The organism is Veillonella tobetsuensis (assembly GCF_001078375.1).
Taxonomy (GTDB): Bacteria; Bacillota; Negativicutes; order Veillonellales; family Veillonellaceae; genus Veillonella; species Veillonella tobetsuensis.
In genome coordinates this window covers 47,745-72,069 of sequence record NZ_BBXI01000003.1, presented here as the reverse complement: position 1 = coordinate 72,069, position 24,325 = coordinate 47,745, and the positions used below count along the sequence as shown (strand labels likewise).

At 39.2% G+C, this 24,325-nt stretch carries 26 protein-coding genes and 2 riboswitches; of the genes, 6 read left to right on the top strand and 20 right to left on the bottom strand.

The genetic code is table 11. From position 1 onward, the window contains the following. The first annotated feature begins 82 nt into the window (after window positions 1-82). Window positions 83-1,312, top strand: a complete 1,230-nt coding sequence (locus VEI_RS01500; protein ID WP_059361538.1) for an LL-diaminopimelate aminotransferase — start codon at window positions 83-85, stop codon at window positions 1,310-1,312. Window positions 1,313-1,416: 104 nt separating this feature from the next. On the opposite strand, the gene VEI_RS01495 is transcribed toward VEI_RS01500, so the two are convergent. Continuing rightward, window positions 1,417-3,639: an autotransporter family protein gene (locus tag VEI_RS01495; protein WP_059361537.1), complete on the bottom strand. Its 2,223-nt coding sequence runs from the start codon at window positions 3,637-3,639 to the stop codon at window positions 1,417-1,419. 275 nt (window positions 3,640-3,914) lie between these two features. Here VEI_RS01495 and VEI_RS01490 point away from each other — a divergent pair, with 275 nt between their 5' ends. Together VEI_RS01490 and ychF are read left to right on the top strand one after the other, a co-directional pair. Continuing rightward, window positions 3,915-4,886 (top strand): diaminopimelate dehydrogenase, encoded by a 972-nt coding sequence (locus VEI_RS01490; protein WP_059361536.1) that lies wholly within the window; start codon window positions 3,915-3,917, stop codon window positions 4,884-4,886. A 191-nt stretch (window positions 4,887-5,077) separates the two neighbouring features. Beyond that, window positions 5,078-6,184: a redox-regulated ATPase YchF gene (gene ychF / locus VEI_RS01485; protein ID WP_059361535.1), complete on the top strand. Its 1,107-nt coding sequence runs from the start codon at window positions 5,078-5,080 to the stop codon at window positions 6,182-6,184. Between the two features lie 80 nt (window positions 6,185-6,264). Here the strand turns inward: ychF and VEI_RS01480 are convergent, their stop codons facing one another. The 8 genes from VEI_RS01480 to VEI_RS01445 form a co-directional block, all read right to left on the bottom strand. Continuing rightward, window positions 6,265-6,501 (bottom strand): CsbD family protein, encoded by a 237-nt coding sequence (locus tag VEI_RS01480; protein WP_059361534.1) that lies wholly within the window; start codon window positions 6,499-6,501, stop codon window positions 6,265-6,267. Window positions 6,502-6,566: 65 nt separating this feature from the next. Beyond that, complete coding sequence (locus tag VEI_RS01475) at window positions 6,567-6,806, bottom strand: GlsB/YeaQ/YmgE family stress response membrane protein (RefSeq protein WP_059361533.1); 240 nt, start codon at window positions 6,804-6,806, stop codon at window positions 6,567-6,569. A 152-nt stretch (window positions 6,807-6,958) separates the two neighbouring features. Continuing rightward, the gene (locus tag VEI_RS01470; RefSeq protein ID WP_059361532.1) at window positions 6,959-7,669 is read right to left on the bottom strand and encodes an NAD(P)H-dependent oxidoreductase; all 711 of its coding nucleotides are present in this window, start codon (window positions 7,667-7,669) and stop codon (window positions 6,959-6,961) included. Between the two features lie 66 nt (window positions 7,670-7,735). Then, entirely contained in the window at window positions 7,736-8,419 is a 684-nt protein-coding gene (locus tag VEI_RS01465) for a Fic family protein (protein WP_059361531.1), read from the bottom strand. 78 nt (window positions 8,420-8,497) lie between these two features. Continuing rightward, window positions 8,498-8,755, bottom strand: a complete 258-nt coding sequence (locus VEI_RS01460; protein WP_059361530.1) for a DUF3343 domain-containing protein — start codon at window positions 8,753-8,755, stop codon at window positions 8,498-8,500. A gap of 51 nt (window positions 8,756-8,806) precedes the next feature. After that, window positions 8,807-9,406 carry a sulfurtransferase-like selenium metabolism protein YedF gene (gene yedF, locus VEI_RS01455; protein ID WP_059361529.1) on the bottom strand — a complete coding sequence of 200 codons (600 nt, stop codon included), beginning with the start codon at window positions 9,404-9,406 and terminating at the stop codon, window positions 8,807-8,809. 87 nt (window positions 9,407-9,493) lie between these two features. Beyond that, window positions 9,494-10,525 carry a selenide, water dikinase SelD gene (gene selD, locus VEI_RS01450; protein ID WP_059361528.1) on the bottom strand — a complete coding sequence of 344 codons (1,032 nt, stop codon included), beginning with the start codon at window positions 10,523-10,525 and terminating at the stop codon, window positions 9,494-9,496. Window positions 10,526-10,533: 8 nt separating this feature from the next. Beyond that, window positions 10,534-10,737 (bottom strand): DUF951 domain-containing protein, encoded by a 204-nt coding sequence (locus VEI_RS01445; RefSeq protein ID WP_059361527.1) that lies wholly within the window; start codon window positions 10,735-10,737, stop codon window positions 10,534-10,536. 603 nt (window positions 10,738-11,340) lie between these two features. On the opposite strand from VEI_RS01445, the gene rbr reads away from it, so the two are divergent. Further along, the gene (gene rbr, locus VEI_RS01440) at window positions 11,341-11,886 is read left to right on the top strand and encodes a rubrerythrin (RefSeq protein WP_059361526.1); all 546 of its coding nucleotides are present in this window, start codon (window positions 11,341-11,343) and stop codon (window positions 11,884-11,886) included. Between the two features lie 162 nt (window positions 11,887-12,048). Here the strand turns inward: rbr and thiM are convergent, their stop codons facing one another. After that, a complete protein-coding gene (gene thiM, locus VEI_RS01435) occupies window positions 12,049-13,566 on the bottom strand; it encodes a hydroxyethylthiazole kinase (protein ID WP_059361525.1) in 1,518 nt (505 codons plus the stop codon). 1 nt (window position 13,567) lies between these two features. Then, the gene (gene thiD / locus VEI_RS01430; RefSeq protein WP_059361524.1) at window positions 13,568-14,413 is read right to left on the bottom strand and encodes a bifunctional hydroxymethylpyrimidine kinase/phosphomethylpyrimidine kinase; all 846 of its coding nucleotides are present in this window, start codon (window positions 14,411-14,413) and stop codon (window positions 13,568-13,570) included. 62 nt (window positions 14,414-14,475) lie between these two features. Further along, window positions 14,476-14,570: riboswitch (TPP riboswitch) on the bottom strand. An 81-nt stretch (window positions 14,571-14,651) separates the two neighbouring features. After that, a riboswitch (TPP riboswitch) is annotated at window positions 14,652-14,757 on the top strand. A 52-nt stretch (window positions 14,758-14,809) separates the two neighbouring features. Here thiD and cytX point away from each other — a divergent pair. Next, entirely contained in the window at window positions 14,810-16,009 is a 1,200-nt protein-coding gene (gene cytX / locus VEI_RS01425) for a putative hydroxymethylpyrimidine transporter CytX (protein WP_059361523.1), read from the top strand. 45 nt (window positions 16,010-16,054) lie between these two features. On the opposite strand, the gene VEI_RS01420 is transcribed toward cytX, so the two are convergent. The 3 genes from VEI_RS01420 to modA form a co-directional block, all read right to left on the bottom strand. Next, a complete protein-coding gene (locus tag VEI_RS01420) occupies window positions 16,055-16,684 on the bottom strand; it encodes an ATP-binding cassette domain-containing protein (RefSeq protein ID WP_059361522.1) in 630 nt (209 codons plus the stop codon). 8 nt (window positions 16,685-16,692) lie between these two features. After that, complete coding sequence (gene modB / locus VEI_RS01415; protein ID WP_059361521.1) at window positions 16,693-17,361, bottom strand: molybdate ABC transporter permease subunit; 669 nt, start codon at window positions 17,359-17,361, stop codon at window positions 16,693-16,695. A gap of 94 nt (window positions 17,362-17,455) precedes the next feature. Next, the gene (gene modA / locus VEI_RS01410; RefSeq protein WP_059361520.1) at window positions 17,456-18,244 is read right to left on the bottom strand and encodes a molybdate ABC transporter substrate-binding protein; all 789 of its coding nucleotides are present in this window, start codon (window positions 18,242-18,244) and stop codon (window positions 17,456-17,458) included. Window positions 18,245-18,449: 205 nt separating this feature from the next. Between modA and VEI_RS01405 the strand changes: the two genes are divergently transcribed. Next, a complete protein-coding gene (locus tag VEI_RS01405; RefSeq protein WP_059361519.1) occupies window positions 18,450-19,439 on the top strand; it encodes an AEC family transporter in 990 nt (329 codons plus the stop codon). A 95-nt stretch (window positions 19,440-19,534) separates the two neighbouring features. On the opposite strand, the gene VEI_RS01400 is transcribed toward VEI_RS01405, so the two are convergent. The 6 genes from VEI_RS01400 to VEI_RS01375 all read right to left on the bottom strand — a co-directional run bounded on the left by VEI_RS01400 (window position 19,535) and on the right by VEI_RS01375 (window position 24,222). Next, window positions 19,535-19,825, bottom strand: coding sequence for an ArsR/SmtB family transcription factor (locus VEI_RS01400; protein WP_059361518.1), 291 nt, complete (start codon window positions 19,823-19,825; stop codon window positions 19,535-19,537). A 130-nt stretch (window positions 19,826-19,955) separates the two neighbouring features. Continuing rightward, complete coding sequence (locus VEI_RS01395; protein ID WP_059361517.1) at window positions 19,956-20,402, bottom strand: universal stress protein; 447 nt, start codon at window positions 20,400-20,402, stop codon at window positions 19,956-19,958. A gap of 141 nt (window positions 20,403-20,543) precedes the next feature. Further along, window positions 20,544-21,809 (bottom strand): hypothetical protein, encoded by a 1,266-nt coding sequence (locus VEI_RS01390; RefSeq protein ID WP_082161443.1) that lies wholly within the window; start codon window positions 21,807-21,809, stop codon window positions 20,544-20,546. Between the two features lie 55 nt (window positions 21,810-21,864). Continuing rightward, entirely contained in the window at window positions 21,865-22,623 is a 759-nt protein-coding gene (locus tag VEI_RS01385; RefSeq protein WP_059361516.1) for an amino acid ABC transporter ATP-binding protein, read from the bottom strand. A 9-nt stretch (window positions 22,624-22,632) separates the two neighbouring features. Continuing rightward, a complete protein-coding gene (locus VEI_RS01380) occupies window positions 22,633-23,289 on the bottom strand; it encodes an amino acid ABC transporter permease (RefSeq protein WP_059361515.1) in 657 nt (218 codons plus the stop codon). Window positions 23,290-23,412: 123 nt separating this feature from the next. Next, window positions 23,413-24,222, bottom strand: coding sequence for an amino acid ABC transporter substrate-binding protein (locus tag VEI_RS01375; RefSeq protein WP_059361514.1), 810 nt, complete (start codon window positions 24,220-24,222; stop codon window positions 23,413-23,415). Window positions 24,223-24,325 lie beyond the last annotated feature (103 nt).

The following is a 24,325-nucleotide window of genomic DNA, read 5'->3' as shown; positions in this document are numbered from 1 at the left end:
ATATTCTATAGAAAGTTATTGCAATATTTCCTTTTCTCCTTTACTATAAGTAAAAGAGAGTTGCATACAGAAAGGAGTCATCATGGCTAACGTTAATGAAAATTATTTAAAACTACAAGGTTCTTATTTATTTGCAAATATTGCTAAAAAAGTAAATGAGTACCAAGCAGCGCATCCAGATGCAGATATTATTCGCCTTGGTATTGGCGACGTTACATTGCCATTGGTGCCAGCAATCGTTGATGCTATGACTAAAGCAGTCCAAGAAATGGGCAAAGCTGAAACATTCCGCGGTTACGGTCCAGAGCAAGGGTATGACTTCTTACGCCAAGCAATCGTCAATGGCGATTACAAACCATTGGGTGTAGATATCGCCATTGATGAAGTATTCGTTTCTGACGGCGCTAAATCAGATGTTGGCAACATTCAAGAATTATTCAGCGAAGATAATGTTATCGCTATCACTGACCCTGTTTATCCAGTATACCTAGATTCCAATGTTATGGGTGGTCGTACAGGCGAATCTGTTGATGGCATCTTCCAAAAGGTTGTATATCTCCCAACTTCTGCAGAAAATAATTTTTCTCCAGAATTTCCGTCCGAACATGTAGACATTGTATATCTTTGTTCTCCAAACAACCCAACAGGTACTGTTTTAAGTCGTGCTCGTTTGGCTGAATGGATTCAATGGTGTAAAGAAAAGGATGTTATCCTAATGTTCGATTCTGCTTATGAAGCTTTCATCAGCACAGAGGACACTGTAAAATCCATCTATGAAATCGAAGGCGCTCGCGAAGTAGCTATCGAATTCCGTTCTTTCTCCAAGACTGCGGGCTTCACTGGTACACGTTGTGCTTATGCCGTAGTACCTAAAGAGGTAACTGCTAAAACTAAATCTGGCGAACGTCAACCACTCAATCCTATGTGGAATCGTCGTCAATGTACTAAATTCAACGGTGTTCCTTACATCGTTCAACGCGGTGCTGAAGCAGTATACTCCAAAGAAGGGCGCGAACAAACACAAGCTAACATTGCGTACTATAAAGAAAATGCTCGCATTATCAAAGAAGGTCTTGAATCCATTGGACTTACTGTTTACGGCGGCGTTGATGCACCATATATTTGGCTTAAAACACCAGGCAACATGACTAGCTGGGAATTATTCGATATCTTGCTCGAACAAGTACAAATCGTATCTACACCAGGTTCTGGCTTTGGTCCTCACGGCGAAGGTTACCTTCGTTTAACAGCTTTTGGCAGCCGCGAAAATACAATTCGTGCTATCGAAAGAATTAAAACTTTACAATTCTAATATCTAAAAAAGACCGGTTATGGCTACTTTCATTACGAAAGCTACCATAATCGGTCTTTTTATATAATCTTACATGTAATATCTAAATAATAGATTTATATCAGCTAGAAGCTATGGCGAATACCCGCATCTACACGATAGGATGTATCAACTGTACTACCAAAGTTTTTAGTAAAAGTACCGTACAAATATGTATTTGGACGGAAGCTCCAGGAACCACCGAGTTCAAGATCAAGCCATGTGTCTTTCAAATTGACTACGCTATTAGTAGTTGGTTCACCTGCCATGCTATAAGTGGATTTCATTTTACCAGAGAATTCATGTGCTAATGCTGCTTTAAGGAAGGTATTGCTATTGTTAGCTTCTTTGCCAATTCCTATGCCTAAGCGGCCTATAGCAGAGTTAACTTCATCAGAATTAATATGAACTGTGCTACCAGTATTCGTACGAGCATCGAAGCTTTCACCAGATAAGCGGCTAAGAATCAATTCCGCACTAGGGTCAATATAGAAACCATTATTTCTCTTGATACGTTTACCATATTCAAGGCTCAAAGATGCACCCGTATTACGGTAGTCACCACTCAACGACGTTCCTAAACTGTTATGTACGGTAAAATCATTTTTCAAACGATTGCCTTTAGCAATAATATCTAAATAACGACCATCATTAAACTGTTTGGAACCATATACTGCTAGACCCGCCGTTTTACCTGAGCCAGAACCCAAAGCATAGTCACTGTTACTTGTGCCATACAAGAAAGCACCACCTACAATCCAGTTGCCTCGTTTTGTATCATACCCAAGTTGAGCCATATTATACGTTTGATTTACATAAGCAGAGTCTGTGATTTTAGATTTACCGCCAATATATTTGCCCCATATGCCTTGATTATCAGAGTTCATACGAACATCACCTAGACGACGTTGTAAATCATTTGTGTCAGCTCTCATCTGCATCACAGAGGATGCTAACGCACTCTTAGCACCTGAAACGATATCACTTTCACTAGTTGTCAAAGTAGTTTTATCAGATACCATCGCACGTCCATCTTTATCAAAATCGTCAGCACTAAGTTTAGCATTTAACGTAGGACTAATAACACCGGTGTCTAACTTTAGATTTACATCTAGATTTTTCTCGCCTTTTGTATAACCAGTGTATACCAACTTCTTAGCAAATTGATTTTCTGCTAATCCCGGAATTTCAGCATTGGCTTGTTCTTTCAGTGCTTCTACAGAGCTACGCAATGTAACAGAGGATCCGGGGTCAGCATGATTAATGACCACTTCACCCTTGCCATATTCTGCGGCTGGTGAACCATTTAGATAATCAATAGCCGTATGATCAGCATAATTATTAATCGTAATAGGCCGTGCATCTACGGCTTGGATAATGCCGCGGCTACCTTCTGTAGCACCACCTATAAGATGCTCTACCTTACTACCGGTATATAAATAGTTAGCACTGTCAGGGCGACCTTGTGTAGGATACACACGTTCAGCTCCTAACCATTCATTACGCCATGTAGCACCATTTTGCAAGTACAATCGCAAACCGCCGTGGTATGGATTATTATTACTTTCATCAAATTCATTAAGCACACCGCCTACCAATTTAGAGTTAGGCGTCGTTAAACCCAATGAAATTTCTGATCCATGATTGTGTGGATTATTATCAATACCATAGTTTTTATTGATAAAACCAATATTACCATACATATTGACGTCCTTAGCACCTGGTTTCAATCCATCCATGCCAGTATTCACATAGACAAATCCTTCTTCTGAAAGTGCAGAATATGTATCAGATGTCGTTAAAGGATGTGTCTTTACATCTGCCCCACCTAGAATCCGAATGTATCCATCCTTATTAGCTTGCAAACCTACGCCAATGGCATCTACTTTGGCATTACCTTGTACGGTAATACGGGTATCATCATTATTACCATCATTTGTAACCCCACCATAACCAGCATATATACCACTCATATAATAGTGTGCTAAGTCTGGTCTGCGCTTCTCTCCACTTTCCGCAGGTGCTGGATTTACAACTGTTACATTTACATTTTTATCTATGGCAACCTGAGATCCATCAAGGGCATAAATACCTGTAACGTTATTATGGTATTTATTTCCATTTACACCGAGGCCAGATACATTGACAGTTAAATCATCTGTATAATGTTTATTTTCGCCCCATAAATTCAGACCAATAGATTTACCATCAGTATGGCTTTCAACGGTTGTAGCAGATACCATAACATCCGCACTTGCACCTGTAATAATCAAAGCAGCTATTACAGCAAGATTTACTTTTTTTCTCATATTAACCTCCTCAAACTACGCACAATAAGTTTGCATATCTCTATTGTATCTATACAGAGGGTATATGTGTCAATTTTGGGACATATGATGTTTTCTTTACCGAAAATAACAAAACGCTATGTATCGATATATCTCTGTATAATCAATAAGCGCTTTATAGTATCTCCTAATATATAGTCACAAACTCTATAGAATATTATTGAAAATGACGATTTTATGCTATAATAATTATATTAGTTATTACATTACATTTTAAAATTATATAGGAGGCTAATATGAATATTCGTATTGGTATCGTTGGCTACGGCAACTTGGCACGTGGCGTAGAAGCATCCGTTCAATTACAACCTGATATGGAGCTCGTAGGCGTATTCTCTCGCCGTCAAGGTATTGAAACTGTGTCTGGTGTACCTACTTACTCTATGGAAGATATTCCTAATTTCAAAGGTAAAATCGATGTTATGGTTCTTTGTGGCGGTTCCGCAACAGACCTTATCGAACAAACACCAATGGTAACTAAATACTTCAACTGTATCGATTCCTTCGATACACACGCACGTATCCCTGAGCATTTTGCCAATGTAGACAAAGTAGCTAAAGAAGCTAAGACTGCTACATTGATTTCTTGTGGTTGGGATCCAGGCATGTTCTCCTTGCAACGCGTTTACGCTGAAGCAATCTTGCCAAAAGGCAAATCCTACACATTCTGGGGCCGTGGCGTATCCCAAGGTCACTCTGACGCAATTCGTCGCCTTGAAGGCGTAGTTGATGCTCGTCAATACACTGTTCCTAAAGAACAATACTTAGAAGAGATCCGCAACGGTCAAACTCCTGACGTTGATGGCTACAAAGGTCACCTTCGTGAATGTTACGTTGTAGCTGCTCCTGATGCGGACAAAGCTAAAATTGAAAACGAAATCAAAACTATGGAAAACTACTTCGTAGGTTACGAAACTGTAGTTCACTTCATTTCCCAAGAGGAACTCGACCGCGACCACAAAGGCATTCCACATGGTGGCTTCGTTCTTCGCTCTGGTGAAAGTACAGATGGCACTCGTCACGTTATCGAGTACTCCTTGAAACTCGACTCTAACCCTGAATTCACTGGTTCTGCCCTCGTTGCTTATGCACGTGGCATCTACCGCCTTGCTAAACACGGCGGCACAGGTTGCTACACAGTATTCGACATTCCACCAGCTTGGATTTCTACACAATCCGCTGCGGACTTGAGAGCACATTCTCTATAAGACACATAACAAAAATCCCGCACTGATGTGTGGGATTTTGTTCAGTGACACTACTATTCACCTATGTGACTAATGGTGTCACTTTTTTAGTACAAATTTATAGTGTCTATATGATATAATATTTATTTGATAGAGTTTCTACGGAAGCTTTCACAAAGAACGAAATCAATTAGTTAATAAAAGGTGGTACCATGAGCACAAATTTAGAAGTAGGCATCGTAGGCCTTCCAAATGTTGGGAAAAGTACATTATTCAACGCCATTACAAAAGCCGGCGCTGAAGCTGCCAACTATCCATTCTGTACAATCGAACCAAACGTAGGTGTCGTTGACGTTCCAGATAATCGTTTAGCTGTATTGGCTGAAATGTTTAATTCTAAACGCATCCTTCCTGCTGCTATGCGCTTCGTAGATATTGCAGGCCTTGTAGAAGGTGCATCCAAAGGCGAAGGTTTAGGTAATAAATTCCTAAGCCATATCCGCCAAGTAGACGCTATTGCACAAGTTATCCGTTGCTTCGAGGATCCTAACATCACTCATGTTGCAGGTTCTATCGATCCAATCCGCGACATCGAGATCATCAATACTGAACTTTGTCTTGCTGACCTTGAGTCCGTAGAAAAACGCAAACAACGTATTGAAAAAATCGCTAAATCTGGCGATAAAGATGCTCGTGCTGAATTGCCATTGTTAGACCGCATCATCGAAGGTCTTGGCGAAGCTAAACCAGTTCGTGCACAAGGTCTCGAAGAAGAAGAATTAGAAATGATCAAAGAGTTGACATTGCTTACAGCAAAACCATCTCTTTATGTAGCCAATATTTCTGAAGACGAAGTATCTGATTACTCCGGTAATGAATATGTAAAACGCGTAGAGGAATATGCGAAAAACGAAGGCGCTGGCATCGTTGTTGTTTCTGCTCGTATCGAATCTGAAATTGCTGAATTATCTGAAGAAGAATCCGCTGCATTCCTTGAAGATCTTGGCCTTGAAGAATCTGGCTTAACTAAACTTATCAAGGCAAGTTATGCACTCTTAGGTCTTATCAACTACTTCACGGCTGGTGAAATGGAAGCCCGTGCATGGACAATTGTAGACGGCACAAAAGCGCCTCAAGCGGCTGGTAAAATCCACTCCGATATTGAAAAAGGCTTTATTCGTGCTGAAATCGTATCCTTCGATGACTTACAAGCTTGCGGCAGCCAAAATGCGGCTAAAGAAAAAGGCCTTGTACGCCTAGAAGGTAAGGACTATGTTATGAAAGACGGCGACGTAACACACTTCCGCTTCAACGTATAATACAAATTAATAGCAATAAAAACCAGTAAATCAATCGATTTACTGGTTTTTTTAATGCTACAAAAAGCTTTTATTTAATTTTATTTGTCATCATTGCCCAATGCATTTTTAAGGCCACTAATCGCACCTTCTACAGCATCTTTAGCATCATCTGCAGTTTTTTTGATATCTTCAGTTACAGTATTAGCAAAATCTTTTACTTTTGCTACTGTATTTTCAACAACGCCTTCTGCTTCCATTTGTTTGTCATCAGTTAATTTGCCAACATTTTCTTTTACTGCACCTTTAACTTGATCTAATTTATCTTCTAATGCCATAATTGTGACTCCTTTCATGTAAAATCACGTTTAACCATATAAAATCTACTTTTATAAGTAGATGGCTATCCTTTTTTTCCAAAGAAAAATGAAACTACAGCAACAACAATCACTGCACCTAATACAGATGGAATTAATGACATGCCCGCAAGACTAGGGCCCCATGTTCCAAATAGGGACTGACCTACGGACGAGCCAATTAAACCAGCAACAACTTTAGCGATAACGCCCATTGCACCGCCTTTGCTAGTGATGGCACCAGCTAGGAAGCCGATAAAACCACCAACAATAATTGACCAAAGCATACAATCACTCCTTCCTATATATCAATATATCTATAATTTCTACTAAATATAATAGTCCTTATAAATATTTTAGAATTTGTGTATATTTATAATATAACATTCAACCCTAAAGATTAAATGAAGAAATTCGATTTACTGTTTGATGTAAGGTTCTATTCAACTACTGTTACAATTTCATCTAATGTACGGCGTGTTTTATTGCGATGAGGCTCTTCATCACGGTAACCAAAGGCCGCCATTACAGCAATGCCAAAGTGTTTAGTATCGAACAGGCCGAGTTCATCACCTAAGAGTGCGGTCATATCATCTTGATTGAAGCCTTCTAATGGACAAGAATCTAAGCCTTCATAAGCAGCCATTGTCATCATGTTCGCCATAACAATATACGTTTGTTTAGACGCCCAGTCAAAGGCCGCACGTTCAGATTCAAATGTTTTGTAATCTTCTTTTGTAAATTGAGCATATTTTTCGCGATATGCCGCATCAACTTCAGCTGGTAATTGTTTCACCTCTTCTTGAATATGACGGATATATGATGAATCGAATTCAAGATCTGCCTTTTTACGAGCTAAGAAAACCACTACATGACTAGCTTCAAGCCCTGCTAAGATACCCCAACCATAAGCTTTCATCTTTTCTCGGATTTCTGGATTTTGAATCACCAACAATTGATACGCCTCGAAGCCAAGTGATGTTGGAGACAAACGCGCTGCATTCAGAATCGCATTCCAATCTTCTTCAGAAATCTTTTTAGTGCTATCAAATTTTTTGCATGCATAACGATAGGTCATAGCATATTCTAAATCGTTACGATCCAATTTAGGGGCCGTTAATTTTACGTTTTCTATTTCATATTTGCTCATTGAAATTCAACCTTTCATTATATTAATTTCAAAAACTTAACCTAGATACATAACATATGATGCTCATTAGCCAAAATTTTGACCAAATAGAATCATACGTTCTTTTTCCTTATAAAATAAATTAAGACCTAACTTATATAAGCCATTTAAATCACCATCATTTAACAGAGTCATATATTCACCTCTATCATCTTTGTTAATGATAATAGGCGCTAATTTCTGTTGTAAACAAGCGTGTACAATAAGAGCTCTTCCCGTACGGCCATTACCATCAGCAAAGGGATGAATACGTTCAAATTGCAAATGTTGCTCCATAATGGCACGCACCCGCTCTTCATCATTTTGGGATATCTCTAAACGATATTGCAATGTATCACACCAGTTTTTTAAAGCTTCTTGTACTTGATATGGTTTTGTTGGTTCAAAATCAGCACCAATAACCATATTTTGAACAACCTTAAATTGCCCATTATCATCACGGATATGTGCTAGTAACAATCGTTGTGTCTCTTTTATGATATCTATGGTAATTACTTCTTGATATGATTCCATCAAGAATACTAAATAGTCGCGATAATTAGATACTTCATAGAACTCACGCAAATCCATTTTACGGGGTATCATATTATCTAATAGGATACTCTTTGTTTCCCCTTGTGTTAACGTATTTCCCTCGATTGCTGTACTATGATGGGCCATACGGACGACCATATCGTCTATATATTCGCGAGGCAAGGTAAAATCAACCATATAAATCTCCTTACAATATAATATCCTCTATATATTAATTTTATCATAAATCGATATATTTCGATATTAAAAATCAATTTAATCTTTATAAGCTAAAACTGGTTTCCCCTTTTCATACCAAAATAAACCTGATTTACTAATCTTATGTTCTTTTAGGATAGTCTGAACTTGTTCTACAGTATTCAAGTCTATTTGAATGGACAAACCACACATATCATTCAATTCTGGCGGTGTAGCCATCAGTTGGTGAGGCACCGAAAGTTCTGTTAATATCTTATCTGCTTTATCCCCAAAATAATAGGATGTAAAAACGACAAGCAACTTTTTATCGCCCAATGCCTCACCTCCAATAATATTGCTTAATCATTTACAACATAGATACGAGTATTATAGTTTAACAAGATTTTCCCCAACGATAGCATCTGTAATCGCATACATGTTTGTAATAGAGCCTACCCCCACTTGATCTTTTAGACCATAATAGTCGAGACAAATGCCACATGCAGCAATTTCAACACCAAGATCAGCTAACTTTTTAATATTGTCTAAATGAACAGAATCGTTGGTTACCATTTTAACGCTACTATTGATAAAATAAATTGTAGATGGCTTCACGTCGGCTTCAACCATACACACCCAGAAGGTTTTCATCAAATTACGGCCAAGCTCTTCACTACCTTCACCAAGATAATCTTTCGTCATCAAAATGATGCGGTCACTATAATTCATAGGTTTGCAACCAGTTTCCGGTGCAGTTTCTACATTCGGCGTAAGTTTAATAAAAAAATCTATACCATCTTGTCCAATTGCCACATCATAGCCACGAGACTTCCCAAATTTCTCTATATTATCGCGACTCACCTCGTTATCTACAATGGTCGTAATAATCGCGTCTGGATTTGCATCGCTTACCTTCTTCGTTTCAATCACAGGTTTTGGACACAAACTGCCACGCACATCTACAGTTAATTCATTCGTATTACTCATCATTTACCTCAATACTATTATATATTTTGTGAAAGCATCAACGCACAACTACTCTATATACTATTAAAACCAAAATTGTACTATATCTTATTTAGTTACACGTACCGCTAAGCCACTAAAGCTTTCAACGGCACCAACTATAGTGGCACCTTCAACGCCCACATCAAGTAAGGCTTTCACCAAATCCGCGCCTTCTGTAGCAGGCACAGAGAATAAAAGTCCGCCTGATGTTTGTGGATCAAAGAAAATATCCGTCCATACCCCATCTAAATTCGCATCAACCTGTACATCAGTTATGGCCTTGCGATTACCATAGGATGCAGCAGGGACCAACCCCATTTGCGCAGCCTCAATGACATCATCAAAGAGCGGAATATCATAAGTCTTGATATGAATTGTTACATTAGAGGCACTCGCCATTTCTACAGAATGACCCATAAGGCTAAAGCCCGTCACGTCAGTACACGCATGAATTGTAAAATTATGGGCCACCTCAGCAGCCACACGATTCAACGTACTCATGCTAGCGACCGCCTGCGCAGTACCAGTAGGAAATAAATCAGCTTTCAACGCATTATTCATAATACCTGTGCCGATGCGTTTTGTTAGCACTAGTACATCCCCTACTTGGGCACCTTTATTTTTCCAAATATGATTTGGGTCAACTTGTCCTGTTACAGACATACCAAATATAGGCTCTTTGTTTTCAATGCTGTGACCGCCTACGATTGCAGCCCCAGACTCGGCCACGATAGAAGCTGCTCCGTTTAGAACGTCTGTTAAAACGCCTTGTTCAACAAGAGATATAGGAAACCCTACAATATTCATGGCAGTCAACGGAGTTCCTCCCATAGCATATACATCGCTTAGTGCATTAGCGGCCGCTATTTTCCCAAACAAAACGGGGTCATTAACTACAGGTGTAAAAAAGTCTAATGTCTGTACCAATGCTAATGTGTCAGAAATTTTATATACCCCTGCATCATCAGCCCCTGTCATATCTGCTAGAACTCGTTCATTGGTTACAGATGTAACTGATTTCAATACACGCTCCAATATATGAGGCCCAATCTTACACGCACAGCCCCCGCTCGTAACATAGTCAGTAAGTCGTACCATAAGACCTCCTACTCATGTTTAGGCAAACGAGATACAAGTTTCTTTGCAGCCTTTTCAAACTTAGGGCGAGGCATCAACAATTGATGTCCACAACCTTTACATACGATAAGAAAATCTGTGCCGATGCGCTTAACTTCCCATTCGTCACTACCACAAGGATGGGCTTTTTTCATTTGCACTACATCGCCCACATAATATCTAATAAACGCCATAGCGCCTCCTTATACTATTTCTATTATATATATCTTATTATACTTAAAATATGTTCTCCAATATAGGTAAAAGTACACTTTGACTAATAAGATCTATCAGCTTAATCAGAATTATTACCAAAAACAAACAGTTCCACAAACAATAATGATTTTCCATGTAATTCTCATTCTCATTATCAGTAATTCTATTTTTAATAAATCCATTACTTAACAGGCTTTCAAAAACCGCTTATTTACTACATTGATAACATTTATCATTTAGAAAATTTTCGAAATAAATTTTTACAAAAACACTTGCATTTCTCATTTAGTATGATACAATATAGTCAACAATGATTATTCGTTAAGTATACGAATCAAAAACATTGGATTGTAAATAACAGGCAAGTGCCTCTTTACAAAATATAGGTAAGTACTCATTTAGTTAATAAGCAAGTGCTTTTTTTATGTATAGACAAGTGTCTATCTACCAATCTACAAATAAGTTTTTATTTAACTTAACTCAAGTGAGTTACCAATTATCGCATTCACAACCAAGTGGTTATGAATATATCAATTAAGTAATCATTTAAAACATATTGTAAGTACAAAGGAGATCTAAAAATGGCTGAATTAAAAGGTACAAACACTGAAAAAAATCTTCAAGCAGCATTTGCTGGCGAATCCCAAGCATTCCAAAAATATACTTTCTACGCAGCAGCAGCTCGCAAAGCTGGTATGAACGAAATCGCTGATTATTTCGAAGAAACAGCTCACAACGAATCTGCACATGCTAAATTGTGGTTCAAAGCTCTTCATGGTGGCGATGTTTCCGCTGATATCGAAGCTAACCTTCGTGATGCAGCAGCTGGCGAAAACTACGAACACACTACAATGTACAAAGATTTCGCTGATGAAGCAGAAAAAGAAGGCTTTGCAAAAATCGCTTACCAAATGCGCGAAGTTGGTAAAATCGAAGCTCGTCACGAAGAACGTTACCTTGCATTAGCAGCTCGCGTTGCAGGTCACAAAGTATTCAATAACGATCAACCTGTAGCATGGATTTGCGCTAACTGTGGCTACATTCACATCGGTGAAGAAGCTCCTAAATTATGCCCAGTATGTGCTCACCCACAAGCATTCTTCAAACGTCACATTGAAGCTCTATAATCTATAAACATAGATTAGACAAAAATAATAAGTATAAATACAGACATGTAGACTGCAAGTGCAGATTTTCCTAACTGTATGTACAGACACCCTCAAATAAAAAGACGATGACTTCGGTCATCGTCTTTTTTGTGTTCTATAAACGCTTAAAGATTTCTTTGATTATTTTCCGCTATCTATCAATCCTTTAAATTGTTGTGCTGCTTCATAAGGATTTTCTGCATGAGCGATAGCAGATATAACGGCCACACCACAGGCCCCTGCTTGTAATATAGATTTCGTATTATCTAAAGTAATACCACCTATCCCAACACAAGGTAATGTTAGCCCTGCTGCTTGTAGTTCAGTAATTCTAGCTGGTCCGCATGGTTCTTGTGCATCAGACTTACTGCTTGTAGCGTACATAGGGCCTACGCCTACACAGTCTGCATAAACCACATCTGTCTTATGCAGCTCCTCCACAGAGTGAATAGATATGCCTACCACTGTATGCCCTACAAGATTACGCACCTGTTCTAACTTCATATCTTCCTGTCCGACATGGACACCATCAGCATGAACCGCAATGGCTAAATTTACATCATCGTTGATAATATAAAGTACGTTATACATGGCACAGACTTGTTTTAACTGTTGAGCTAGTTCTAATTTTTGTTTACCTTCTAAGGTACCCGTTCCCTTTTCTCTAAATTGGAAACAGGTCACCCCACCCCGACAGGCCGCTTCTACAACAGCTAGCAATCGATCTTCGTTTAGCCCTACATCCTGTGTACCAGCTATGAAATACACTTGTAATTGATCGGGAACTACTATAGGTCGTATGTGCTGTTTCGATAAAAGTACTGCATCATCAAGTATATATAAGGCATCCATAAAGGCCACACTAAAGCTACCAGGCTTGATACCACATTCTTTAACGGCCCTTTCACCAGCAAGACCATAGTATGCTAGTGCGTAGGCAATGAATTCTGCCATAGGCATTTGATTTTTAAAGGGATAATAGGCACTAAAGAAAGCCGCCAACACAGCGCCCAATAAACAGCCTGTGCCCGTTACAGCAGTCATAATAGGATGTCCGTGAGGTACTGCAAATACGCGAGTTCCATCAGAAACATAATCCTCTTCTCCCGTTGCTACGACAGGACAATTAATTAGACGAGATAGTCGATAGGCAATAACGGCACTATCCTCAATCTGTGCCCCATCTACACCCTTGCCGGTAGTAGAATTGTCACTCTCATCATTAGCACTTAGGGCATCGTAAATCGCTTTAATTTCGCTTTGATTTCCACGAAGCAATGAAATAGAACCAGTTTTAATCAAATCTAAAACCACAGACAAGCGGTAAGCCCCTGCATGACAGCCTACTGGATCAAGAACGATAGGCACCTCATGATCCTTTGCAAGTTTGGTAACCTCTTTATAATAATCGGCCTTATCTGGTGTAACAGTACCGATGTTGATGAGTAGTGCTGAGGCGTGAACGATGAGGTCTTTCAAGTCTTCACTGCATTCGCTCATCACCGGCGATGCACCAATAGCAAGTAAACCATTGGCCGTAAAGGTCCTCACCACATCATTGGTAATACAAATAACGAGAGGATTTCGATGACGCAATGTTTCTAATATATTAAGTTCTGTCCCTGTTTGGCCAGTCATATATGGATTTTCATGAGTCATATTACAGTCTCCTCTCATCGCTTTTCAAAAGCTTATCCATTGTTTCAGGTCCATTAGATAGCAGTCCATAAGCCATATGATTAACGGGACCACAGCCATTTCCCAGCCCAGGATTATGCTTAATGGCAAGTGCAATATAGTCCTTGGCAATACCAATGGCATCCATTACGTCACGGCCCTTTGCAAGCTCCGCCGTAATCACTGCAGAGAAGGTACAGCCCGTTCCATGAGTATGCACAGTATCATATTTGGGGCTCGTCCACGTACGAACACTACCATCCTTGGTGAAAGCATAATCCGTTGCATCTTCGCCAATATGACCACCTTTAATGATGACCACTTGAGGACCTAAGTCCTGTAAGATACGATTGGCCGCAGTTGTGATATCGCTTTCACAAGTGATAGACATATCGGCTAAGACCTCTGCCTCACTGCGATTTGGAGTAATAACCGTTGCGGTAGGAATCAGTTTAGATTTTAAGAAATGTACCGCCTCATCCGATACGAGTCGATCACCGCTAGTAGCAATCATAACGGGATCCATTACATACGGAATTCCCTTACGCACATAAGGATAGATAAGGTCCATCATCTCCGGCAAAGCAATCATGCCCGTCTTAACGGCTTGGGGCATAATATCTGAGTACACATCGTGTAACTGTTTTTCTATACTCTCTAAGGATAAATGTTCTACATGATGTACACCCGTTGTATTTTGAGCTACCACGGACGTAACAACAGCCATGCCGTATACGTTACGGCTTTGAAAAGATTTTAAATCAGCCATAATGCCAGCGCCACCACTCGGGTCAGTACCGGCAATTGTTAATGCAGTATGTAATTTCATAATACCTCCAAACATATAAAACGAGACCACTCCCAATGGAATGGTCTCGTAATAGATTAGTATTATGTTGCACTCCACTTTCCTACGCCAGTATTATCTGGATCAGGTCTAGGGTTTTGAATGGTCAATCTCAGCAAAAGCACCCCTAGTGGCAATATATTTTTATACTCTAGTTATAACATTATTATACAATCTATGCAACAAAAGAATTGACGATTTCCTATTATCCGCATATAATGAAGCCATAACGGGGTGCTCACATGAGTGGGCTGAGAGTAAGCTAATGCTTTAACCCATAACCTGATTTGGATAATGCCAACGTAGGGAACATAGAGGATTAATAGCCGAGTTCCTGTGAACTCGGCTTTTTCTATGACTCCTTGGCAAGGAGGACGTATGAAAGACACACACATTACACAACCACAGTTCGCCATGATATGGTTTGGTGCCGCTCTATCTATAGCGGAAATTATGACAGGAACCTATCTAGCCCCCTTAGGGCTCACCCAAGGTCTATATGCCATCATACTGGGGCATATCATCGGCGGTGTATTGCTCTTTGGAGCTGGCCTCATCGGTGGACGTTTACGGCAAGGCAGTATGAATACTACCGCCTTCAGCTTTGGCCCACTAGGGGCTAAAGGCTTTGCCTTTTTAAATATGCTTCAACTTATCGGCTGGACTAGCATCATGATCTACGATGCTATGCTAGCCTTACAAGAACTAGCACCTCTATCCCCTATGATTTGGACGATAGCTATTGGAGCGCTTGTCATCTTGTGGCTTTTCATCGGTCTCCACAATACGGGCTATATTCAAGCTATCGTATCTGTTTTATTACTTGGACTTACCATTTACATGGGCGTTCACATGTTATCTCAATGGCCTAGTGAAGGTATCCTTCTAACGAGCGGAAACATGAGTTTCATCGCTGCCCTTGAATTATCTATTACCATGCCACTATCTTGGCTCCCTCTCATCAGTGATTATACTCGTGAAAGCAAGAAGCCTTTTGCCGCATCACTTACAAGTGCTACTGTCTACACAGTAACAAGTATCGTTATGTATACCTTAGGCCTCAGTGCGGCTATCTTCGGTGGTGGCGATTCTATCATTACCATCATGATGAACGCCGGTCTTGGCCTTGCAGGGCTCATCGTTATTATCTTCTCTACTGTAACAACAACCTTTATGGATGCTTATTCTGCAGGCGTTTCTAGCACAACTATCTACAAGAGTGCTTCTAGTAAAGGCATAGCCGTTATAGTTACTATCGTTGGTACAATCGCTGCCATCCTATATCCGATGGATGATATTACAGACTTCCTATACCTCATTGGCTCTGTATTTGCTCCGATGATAGCCATTCTTTTGGCGGACTATTTTATCAATCGCCAACAAGTACAAACGATCTCAGCATATCTCGTGCGCGGTTTAATTTGGGTAGTTTCCGTTGGACTCTATCACTATATGTTACATAGTGAAAGTACGATTGGGGCTACGCTGCCAGCCTTTACAACGGCATTCTTCGTAACAGCTATCGTTGGCTTCATAAGTCATACAGAAAACTCATCTGTCGAAATAAAACAACACTAAAACAAAAACACCTTCGTAAGCAATCATGCTTATGAAGGTGTTTTACTATTCAGGTATAATAATTTGTCCGTCTTCACAGATCCAGTGTCTATCACCAACTGCATCAGCTTCGCTTTCATCATGGGTCACCCATACACATGGCACATCCCATTCACGAATGATGGACACCAGATCCTCACGTACTTGTTTACGCAAATTCCAATCAAGCGCAGACAGAGGCTCATCAAGAAGTAAAATAGTCGGTTTTGAATAAAGGGCACGTCCCAAGGCAACCCGTTGTTGCTCACCACCAGATAAACTACCCGCCTTTGTTTTTCGATATTTTTCTAAACCTAAACGGCTTAATAAACTATCGCACATATCAGGTGTGCCTCGTTTACTATAAATAATATTACTTTCAACAGATAAGTGAGGGAATACAATATTACCTTGAGGCATATAACCTACCTGGCGTTCTTGAGCAGGGACCCAAATCTTTTTAGCTCGGTCAACCCAAGTTATGTCATCATATTGAATACGCCCAGTACTAGGCTTTACAAGGCCTGCAATGCACTTAATAAAGGTGCTTTTACCACTACCGGACTGACCAGTCAACACAGTGATTCCCGAAGACAGTGTACCATCGGCTTTCACAGTCACAGAAGGTCTAGATACAGTAAAAGAAAATGTAATCATAGAACCTCCTAATTATTTTCTGTATGGCGGAATAAGGAACCTTTTGTAATAAGGTGAATACCGCTCAACAATGCCAATGTAAGTACACAAATATAAACAACAAGCTCGAAGGCATCCATGTACTGCCCAGCCTCTACGTAGGAGTAAATAGCCAGTGGCATTGTCCGCGTTACCTTCGGAATATTACCAGCAATTAAAATGGTGGCACCAAACTCACCCATAGCACGGCAGAATGCTAAAATACTGCCCGTCAAAATTCCTTTCCATGCTAATGGCACGGAAATGGTAAAGAAGATGCGCAATTCAGATGCGCCCAAGGTGCGGGCTACGTCTTCCATATTATGGTCCACGGACTGCAATGCAGAGCGTACGGTTTGGTAAAATAGTGGAAATGCAATTACAGAGGAAGCAATCACTGCACCGGAAGCGGCAAAGACCACGCTCAGCCCATGAGTTTCAAGCCAAGCACCAAAGGCATAGCCTGGTGTAAATACCATGAGCAACGCAAAGCCAACAACAACGGGTGGTAATACAAGGGGCAACGTAATAAGTGCATCAAGAATAGCAATGCCGCCCCATTTACAGCGATTCATCCCATAACAAGTGGCCAAACCAGTTACTATAACGATAATTAAAGCTATACTCGCTACCCACAAAGATAACCAGAACGGACTCATGGCCCCTCCTTTCTTTCCTAACTATAACCGATACATATTTATATTTCTATTGTATCACAAGAAAACGCTAGCCTAGAAAGCTAGCGTTTAAGTCTTATTTAGAGGTAGAAAAACCGTATTTCTCTAATACTTTTTGGCCTTCTGGGCTCGTTAGGTATTTATAAAAATCCTTTGCCAATGCATTATCATATTTTTTGATGATACCAATTGGATATATAACAGGATCATGAGAATCAGCAGGTGTTACAGCAGCGATTTGAACTGCATCGCCTGCTGCAATAGCGTCAGTTTTGTAAATAAATCCTGCATCACCAGCCGCTTGGCTAATAGAAGCAGTTACAGCTTTAACGTCTTTTGCGTAGACTACATTAGGTTCTACTTGGTCCCACACACCTAATTTTGTTAATACTTGTTTACCATAGTTACCTGCTGGTACTGTATCAGGATTACCCAATACAATGCGTTTTACGGATGTAATTTGACTAAGCTCAATTTTAGGTTGTCCTTTAGGAACTACGAGAACGAGTTCATTAGTGACAAATGGTTTTACATCTGTTACTAACTCTTTCTCTTGTAACATTTTCATATTCTTTTCGTCTGCAGAAATGAATAAACTAGCAGGTGCACCTTGTTCAATTTGTTGCCGCAATGTACCAGAACCGGCAAAATTGATAACGATTTGATCATCTGCTAAATGATGTTCTTTTTTATATACATCTGCCAATTCGGTAAGAGCCCCTTTAAGGCTGGCTGCTGCTTGAATCGTAATTTTTTCTGACGTACTAGGCTTTGTGCTATCATCTGTTTTACCAGCATCATTACCACAACCCACGACCAAGGCTAGCATACAAATACTCATTAATACAAATAAAAGCTTTCTCATACAACCTCCTATCCCTGTCAGGATTAATGCATAAAATACATAAAAAATAGACCTAAACTCTACATCCTATGGTATGATAGTAATATAGGGTAATTAGGTAAAAGCCTTATTTACATCATTCTTACCATGTATCATAAATTACCATATTAAAAGTATACCATGATTTAAATCACATTACATATAAAATAGAACTCTAGGTGAGACTATGAATTTACTAACACTAATAGGACATATTTTCATGAATTCCATGATACCTATATTCATACTGATAGGCGTGGGATTTATACTAGATAAAAAATTTAAATTAGACTTATATACATTAAGCAAGCTAAACTTTTACATACTGTTGCCAACCTTTGTGTTTAGAGCCATGTATGATGCTAAGTTTTCCTCGAGCACCATGGAAATCATTTTCTGTGCTGTCTGTGTACTCATACTAAACTCAGTCATCGCAGATATAGTAGGCCGTTTAAAGGGTTACGATATACCTAAAATAGCAACTCTAAAAAACTGCGTTATGTTTAATAATGTAGGAAATATGGGTATTGCCCTTGCACTCTTTGTATTTACCAATGTACCCTATGTCATTGATGGCGCCACCCCCTATGCCGATTTAGGACTATTTAGTGTTGTATCCATCATGATTATTCAAACGGTTACAAGTAATACCTATGGATTTTACCAAGCTGGTGCAGGTCGTTTAAGCACGAGAGATGCGCTCAACGTCTTATTCCATATGCCAATGTCATATGCGATTCCCCTCGCACTACTTTGTAAATTATTACCTTTCGATTTACACGGCCTCTTCTTTTATGCACCACTTAATATCTTTGCCAACGCCTTCGTCGGCGTTGCCATGATTGCCTTAGGGGTGCAAATCAATAGAACGCCATTGAATTTCTTTAAAACAGATGTCATACTAGCAAGCTTATTGCGACTCGTCATTAGTCCACTTTTAGCTGCTGTTATAACAGTTATATTTATTCTATTCTATGGCCCTATGCATCCAATAGCGGCCCAAACGATTGTCATAACCTATAGCGTGCCTACAGCTATTAATATGGCACTCATCGCTATCGAAATGAAGAACAACCCAGAATACGCTACACAAATTGTAATGGGAACAACCATATTGTCTGCCATAACCATGCCTCTGTTTATCACATTTGCTTATTATTTATTTCCACTATATTAACTACAAAAACACAAAAGGGAGCCATCAAATGGCTCCCTTTTGTGTGTATTACATATTCCCCATATGGTGTTCTTACATAGACAAATTATATCAAATTATTGATGTGATACGTGTTCCATACCCATACGAACTAGACCTTCTACATGATCATCATTCAAGGAATAAAACGCGGTCTTTCCTTCTTTTCGGTATGTTACAAGACGTGCTTGTCGCAACACGCGTAATTGATGGGAAATGGCGGACTGCCCCATTCCCATCGTTTCAGCAATGTGATTAACACACATTTCATTTTCCAGTAATAGCTCTACTATCTTTAAGCGTGTTGGATCACCGAGAATCTTGAACAATTCTGCTAACTTTAACAACGCTTCATTCTCGCTGCTCATAAATATCCTTTCTATTAAAACAATACAATTAACTTAGTCTATCAAGTAAAAAACTTTATTATTTATCATAACTATTATATACAAAAAAAGGCTTTGTTCACAATGACAAAGCCTTTTAAATTGTATGATATTATTTAACAACTAATACTGGGCAAGAGGAATGGCTTGTTACATAGCTACTTACACTACCCATGAATAGGCCTTTTAAAGGTCCAAGACCACGGCTACCCATTACGATAAGATCAGCATTAAATTTCTTAGCAACTGCTAATAATGCAGGACCTGGGGAACCAACTTCAAATACAGACTTAACTGTAACGCCTGCAGGAATTTCTTTCACTACATCATTCAAGATTTCTTTGCCTGTTTCTTCCATGTCTTCTGCAATTTGTTCAGACACGTAGCCACCGCTAATAGGTGTTTGATCGAAGTTAGAGATAGCAGATACGATATTAGCTACGTGAACAATAATCAATTCCGCTTTGTTACGATCTGCTACAGCGAGTGCATGTTCTAATGCACGCTTTGCATTTTCAGAACCATCAGTAGGTACGACAATAGTTTTGTAGGTAACCATATTAACCCCTCCTATTTCTAATCCCCTATGAAGGGATATGATTAAATATCGTTTAGTCTATTTATAATATTCTATACGACTTAGGAAAAATCCTCTTTTTAAACGAGGATTTATATACATTATAGCACATTTTTTTACAGATTAAAGAACTTGGGAAGAATTATTAATATTTAACGAATTGGTTAACTTAAATCCATCTAATACATCAACTAATTCAGGTGTTGTCAATACAGTGCCAACAGGCGCTATCATGCGAGCAACACCTACATTACCATTATTTCCTAAAATAATAGTAGCACCAAATGCAACCGGCTCTGCTGTATCCGTATCCGATGATTCAGGATTTTTCATAGTACCTGCTACATAAAACATAACAGCGCCATCAATAATATGTGTTTCATATCGATCAATTGTCGCCTTGTTTACATCAACTAAGGATTTTAGATACTGATCACCTAGCATCTGCTTACCCATCATCGTTGGCATCGCACTGCTTACCGCTTGAATAGGTACAGCAAAACTTTCCACATCGAGTCGAATTTTATCCTTTGTAAAAGCTAGCTTTTTAGGCTCATTAATGCGTGTGAATCCTTTAGGACTCATGAATCTTAATCCATCTGCCACATTAATATCACCAGATCCAACTAACATCTTTTTCACATTATTTAATGTAGAGTTTTTCTTCGTATCTAACAATGTAAATGTTGGAATCGCTTTCTCTAAAAGACCTTGCTCCATAAACTTTGCTTGTACTGGTGGATAGGTACTGACAAGATTATAACGATGCGTAGGATCCTTCTCCATAATAAATTCAGCTTCGAAAATGGAATGAACCTGTTCAGTAGAGGTCATTTCAGCATAAGACTTAGGTGTAGTTCTGCTCCAACGCGCAGCTTGTGCACCTTTCTTAGGGAAAAATCCCCCCACTACATCATTATTTTCAAACACATTACTATGTTGTCGCCAAATACGAAGATATTCATCATCGGACATGCCCTTAATTGGCACATCATACCAGGTAGTATTCCATACCTTCTGAGACACATTACCTTGTGGCGTATTATTTCGCTTTGTAAATGATACAGTATACGCATCGTCTTGATTTGGACCAGACAAGTTAAAGGAGTAACCTTGTACGTGTTCACTTTCACTACGCACATCCATATCAATCATAACACCATCATTGACACGCCATGGAATAGTGAAAGTATAACCATTTTTTGTATCCTTTACGACAGTATTCATTTTTGTAGCATACGATTTATATTGCTCGGGCAACACAGAAAGTGCATCTTGTTGAGATGCCACAATAGCCTTAGGTGTAGCCTGTTCAGGTGTAGCACCATAAGCAACACCAGTCACAACAGACAAGCCGGCCAATACTAATGCGATAGGTAATTTCTTCATAAAATTCCTTTCCTATATGTGAAGGTACCACCTATGAGCTCATAGGTGGCAACCATTATAACATATTGTCTAAAAAAGCCTTTGTTCTTGGGGATTGTGGATTTGTAAACAATTGTTCCGGAGCGCCTTCCTCTTGAATTATACCATCTGCCATAAAGATAACGCGATCGGATACTTCACGAGCAAAATTCATTTCGTGAGTAACGATAATCATAGTCATACGATCATCGGTTAATTGTTTAATCGTTTTCAGTACTTCACCAGTTAATTCTGGATCTAGAGCTGATGTAGGTTCATCAAACAACATAATTTCTGGGTTCATCGCCAATGCACGAGCAATAGCTACACGCTGTTGTTGGCCACCAGATAAACGCGATGGATACATATCGCGTTTTTCCCAAAGGCCTACTTTATTAAGTAAACGTTCTGCTATCGGCATAATATCTGTATCTTTCATACCTTTTACCATACGAGGTGCAACCATAATATTTTCAAGTACCGTCATATGTGGAAATAGATTGAAGGATTGAAATACCATGCCCATGCGAAGTAATAAATCGTGCATAGTTTGTTTATCAGCATATTTAACAACGCCGTTTGTATCGGTGGATACTAACTCTACACCATCAACGGTAATAGCACCACCATCGATGGTTTCTAATTGTCCCAAACAACGTAGAAATGTAGATTTACCAGAGCCTGATGGTCCAATAATGGACACGATTTCCCCTCTATTCATTTGTAAAGAAACATCTTTTAAAACTACATTATTATTAAAATGTTTCTCTATACGTTCCATATTTACAAAAGTCATAACTACCTCTTATTCGTCATATACAGAGAAACGTTTTTCTAAGTAATTGAAGATATTTGTCAAAATGAATGTAAAGATTAAGTAGAATATTGCAGCTACGAGAAATGCAGAAATATCAAAGTCCCGTTGCACGATAGATTTCGTAATACGCAAGATATCGTTCATTGCTAATACATAAACAAGAGATGTATCTTTCAATAAATTGATTGTTTCATTAGCAAGGGGTGGTAATACGCGTTTAAACATTTGCGGCAAAATAATGGTACGCATCGTTTGACCATAGGTAAAACCAAGTACCTTTGCCCCTTCGTATTGACCACGTGGGATAGATTGAATGCCTCCGCGGAAGATTTCACAAAGATAAGCCGCATAGTTAAGTACAAAGGTAACGACTGCTGCTGTTGAATCATCCATTTGGATGGCCCCATCAGTCATGATTGGCAATGCAAAGTACATGAATAAAATTTGTAACATCAATGGCGTACCACGCATTAGATATACAAAGGCTTCAACAATTTTATCGACTACAGGAAGCTTAGATAGTCGCAGTAAAGCTAATATGATACCACCAGGTATAGATAGTACCCATACGACACAGAACAGTGCAATGGTGACCTTAAGCCCATCCGCAATGGTCGGGATAATCTGTAATAAATAATCTAACATGAAATACTCCTTCAAAACACGAATAGAGAAGAGGCACATGGCCTCTTCTCTAGTGTACATTTCGTTCTTTAATTATTAGTTGTACATACTGACCACAGTACTATTAGTATATCACGAATCGTACTATTTAGCATCGCTCTTATCTAGATCTGCGCTAGAGCCCAACCATTTTTCAACGATTTTATCAGCAGTACCATCTTTTTTCATTTCGGCTAAGATACCATTGATTTTATCGCGTAATGCGGTATCATCTTTGCGGAACCCTACAGCAAAGTTATCTACGCCGTAATCAGTGCCTTCTACGATTTTGTATTTACCAGGTTCTTTTGTCATGAGGTAACGAGCAATAACACCATCAGCAATAACTGCATCGACACGACCAATGCCAAGATCCATGAATGCACTTACGAAATCAGCATAGGATTTAATTTCTTTAACGGTTTTGCCACTAGGATCGTTTTGTAATGCAGATTCACCAGTACTAGCTTGTTGCACACCTACAACCTTGCCAGCAAGATCAGATTTACCCTTGATAGCATTATCGTCGTTACGAACAACGATATATTGTTTATCTTTCATATATGTATCGGAGAACAAGATATTTTTCTCCCGTTCAGGAGAAACAGTTAAACCATTCCACAATACGTCAATTTTCTTAGATTTTAACTCCGCTTCTTTGCTGGACCAGTCAATCGCTTTGAACTCAACGTCCATACCAGCGCGCTTAGCAGCCTCTTTAGCCAAGTCGATATCTAAACCTACGATTTCACCTTTATCATCTTTAAAGCCCATTGGTGGGAAGCTATCATCTAGGCCGACAACAATTTTTTTAGGTAATTCATTTGTTGTTTTTGTATCACTGCCACAGCCACTTACAAAAGCCATCATAGATACTGCAGCTAAACCTACAGCCATAATCTTTTTCCAGTTCATAATATCCTCCACGTAATCTTTTACAGATCAAGTTCTTACTTATGAACCTATTATACTTTAGTCTGCTAAAGTTGTAAATAGCTAAATCAATAAATTTTCCAAA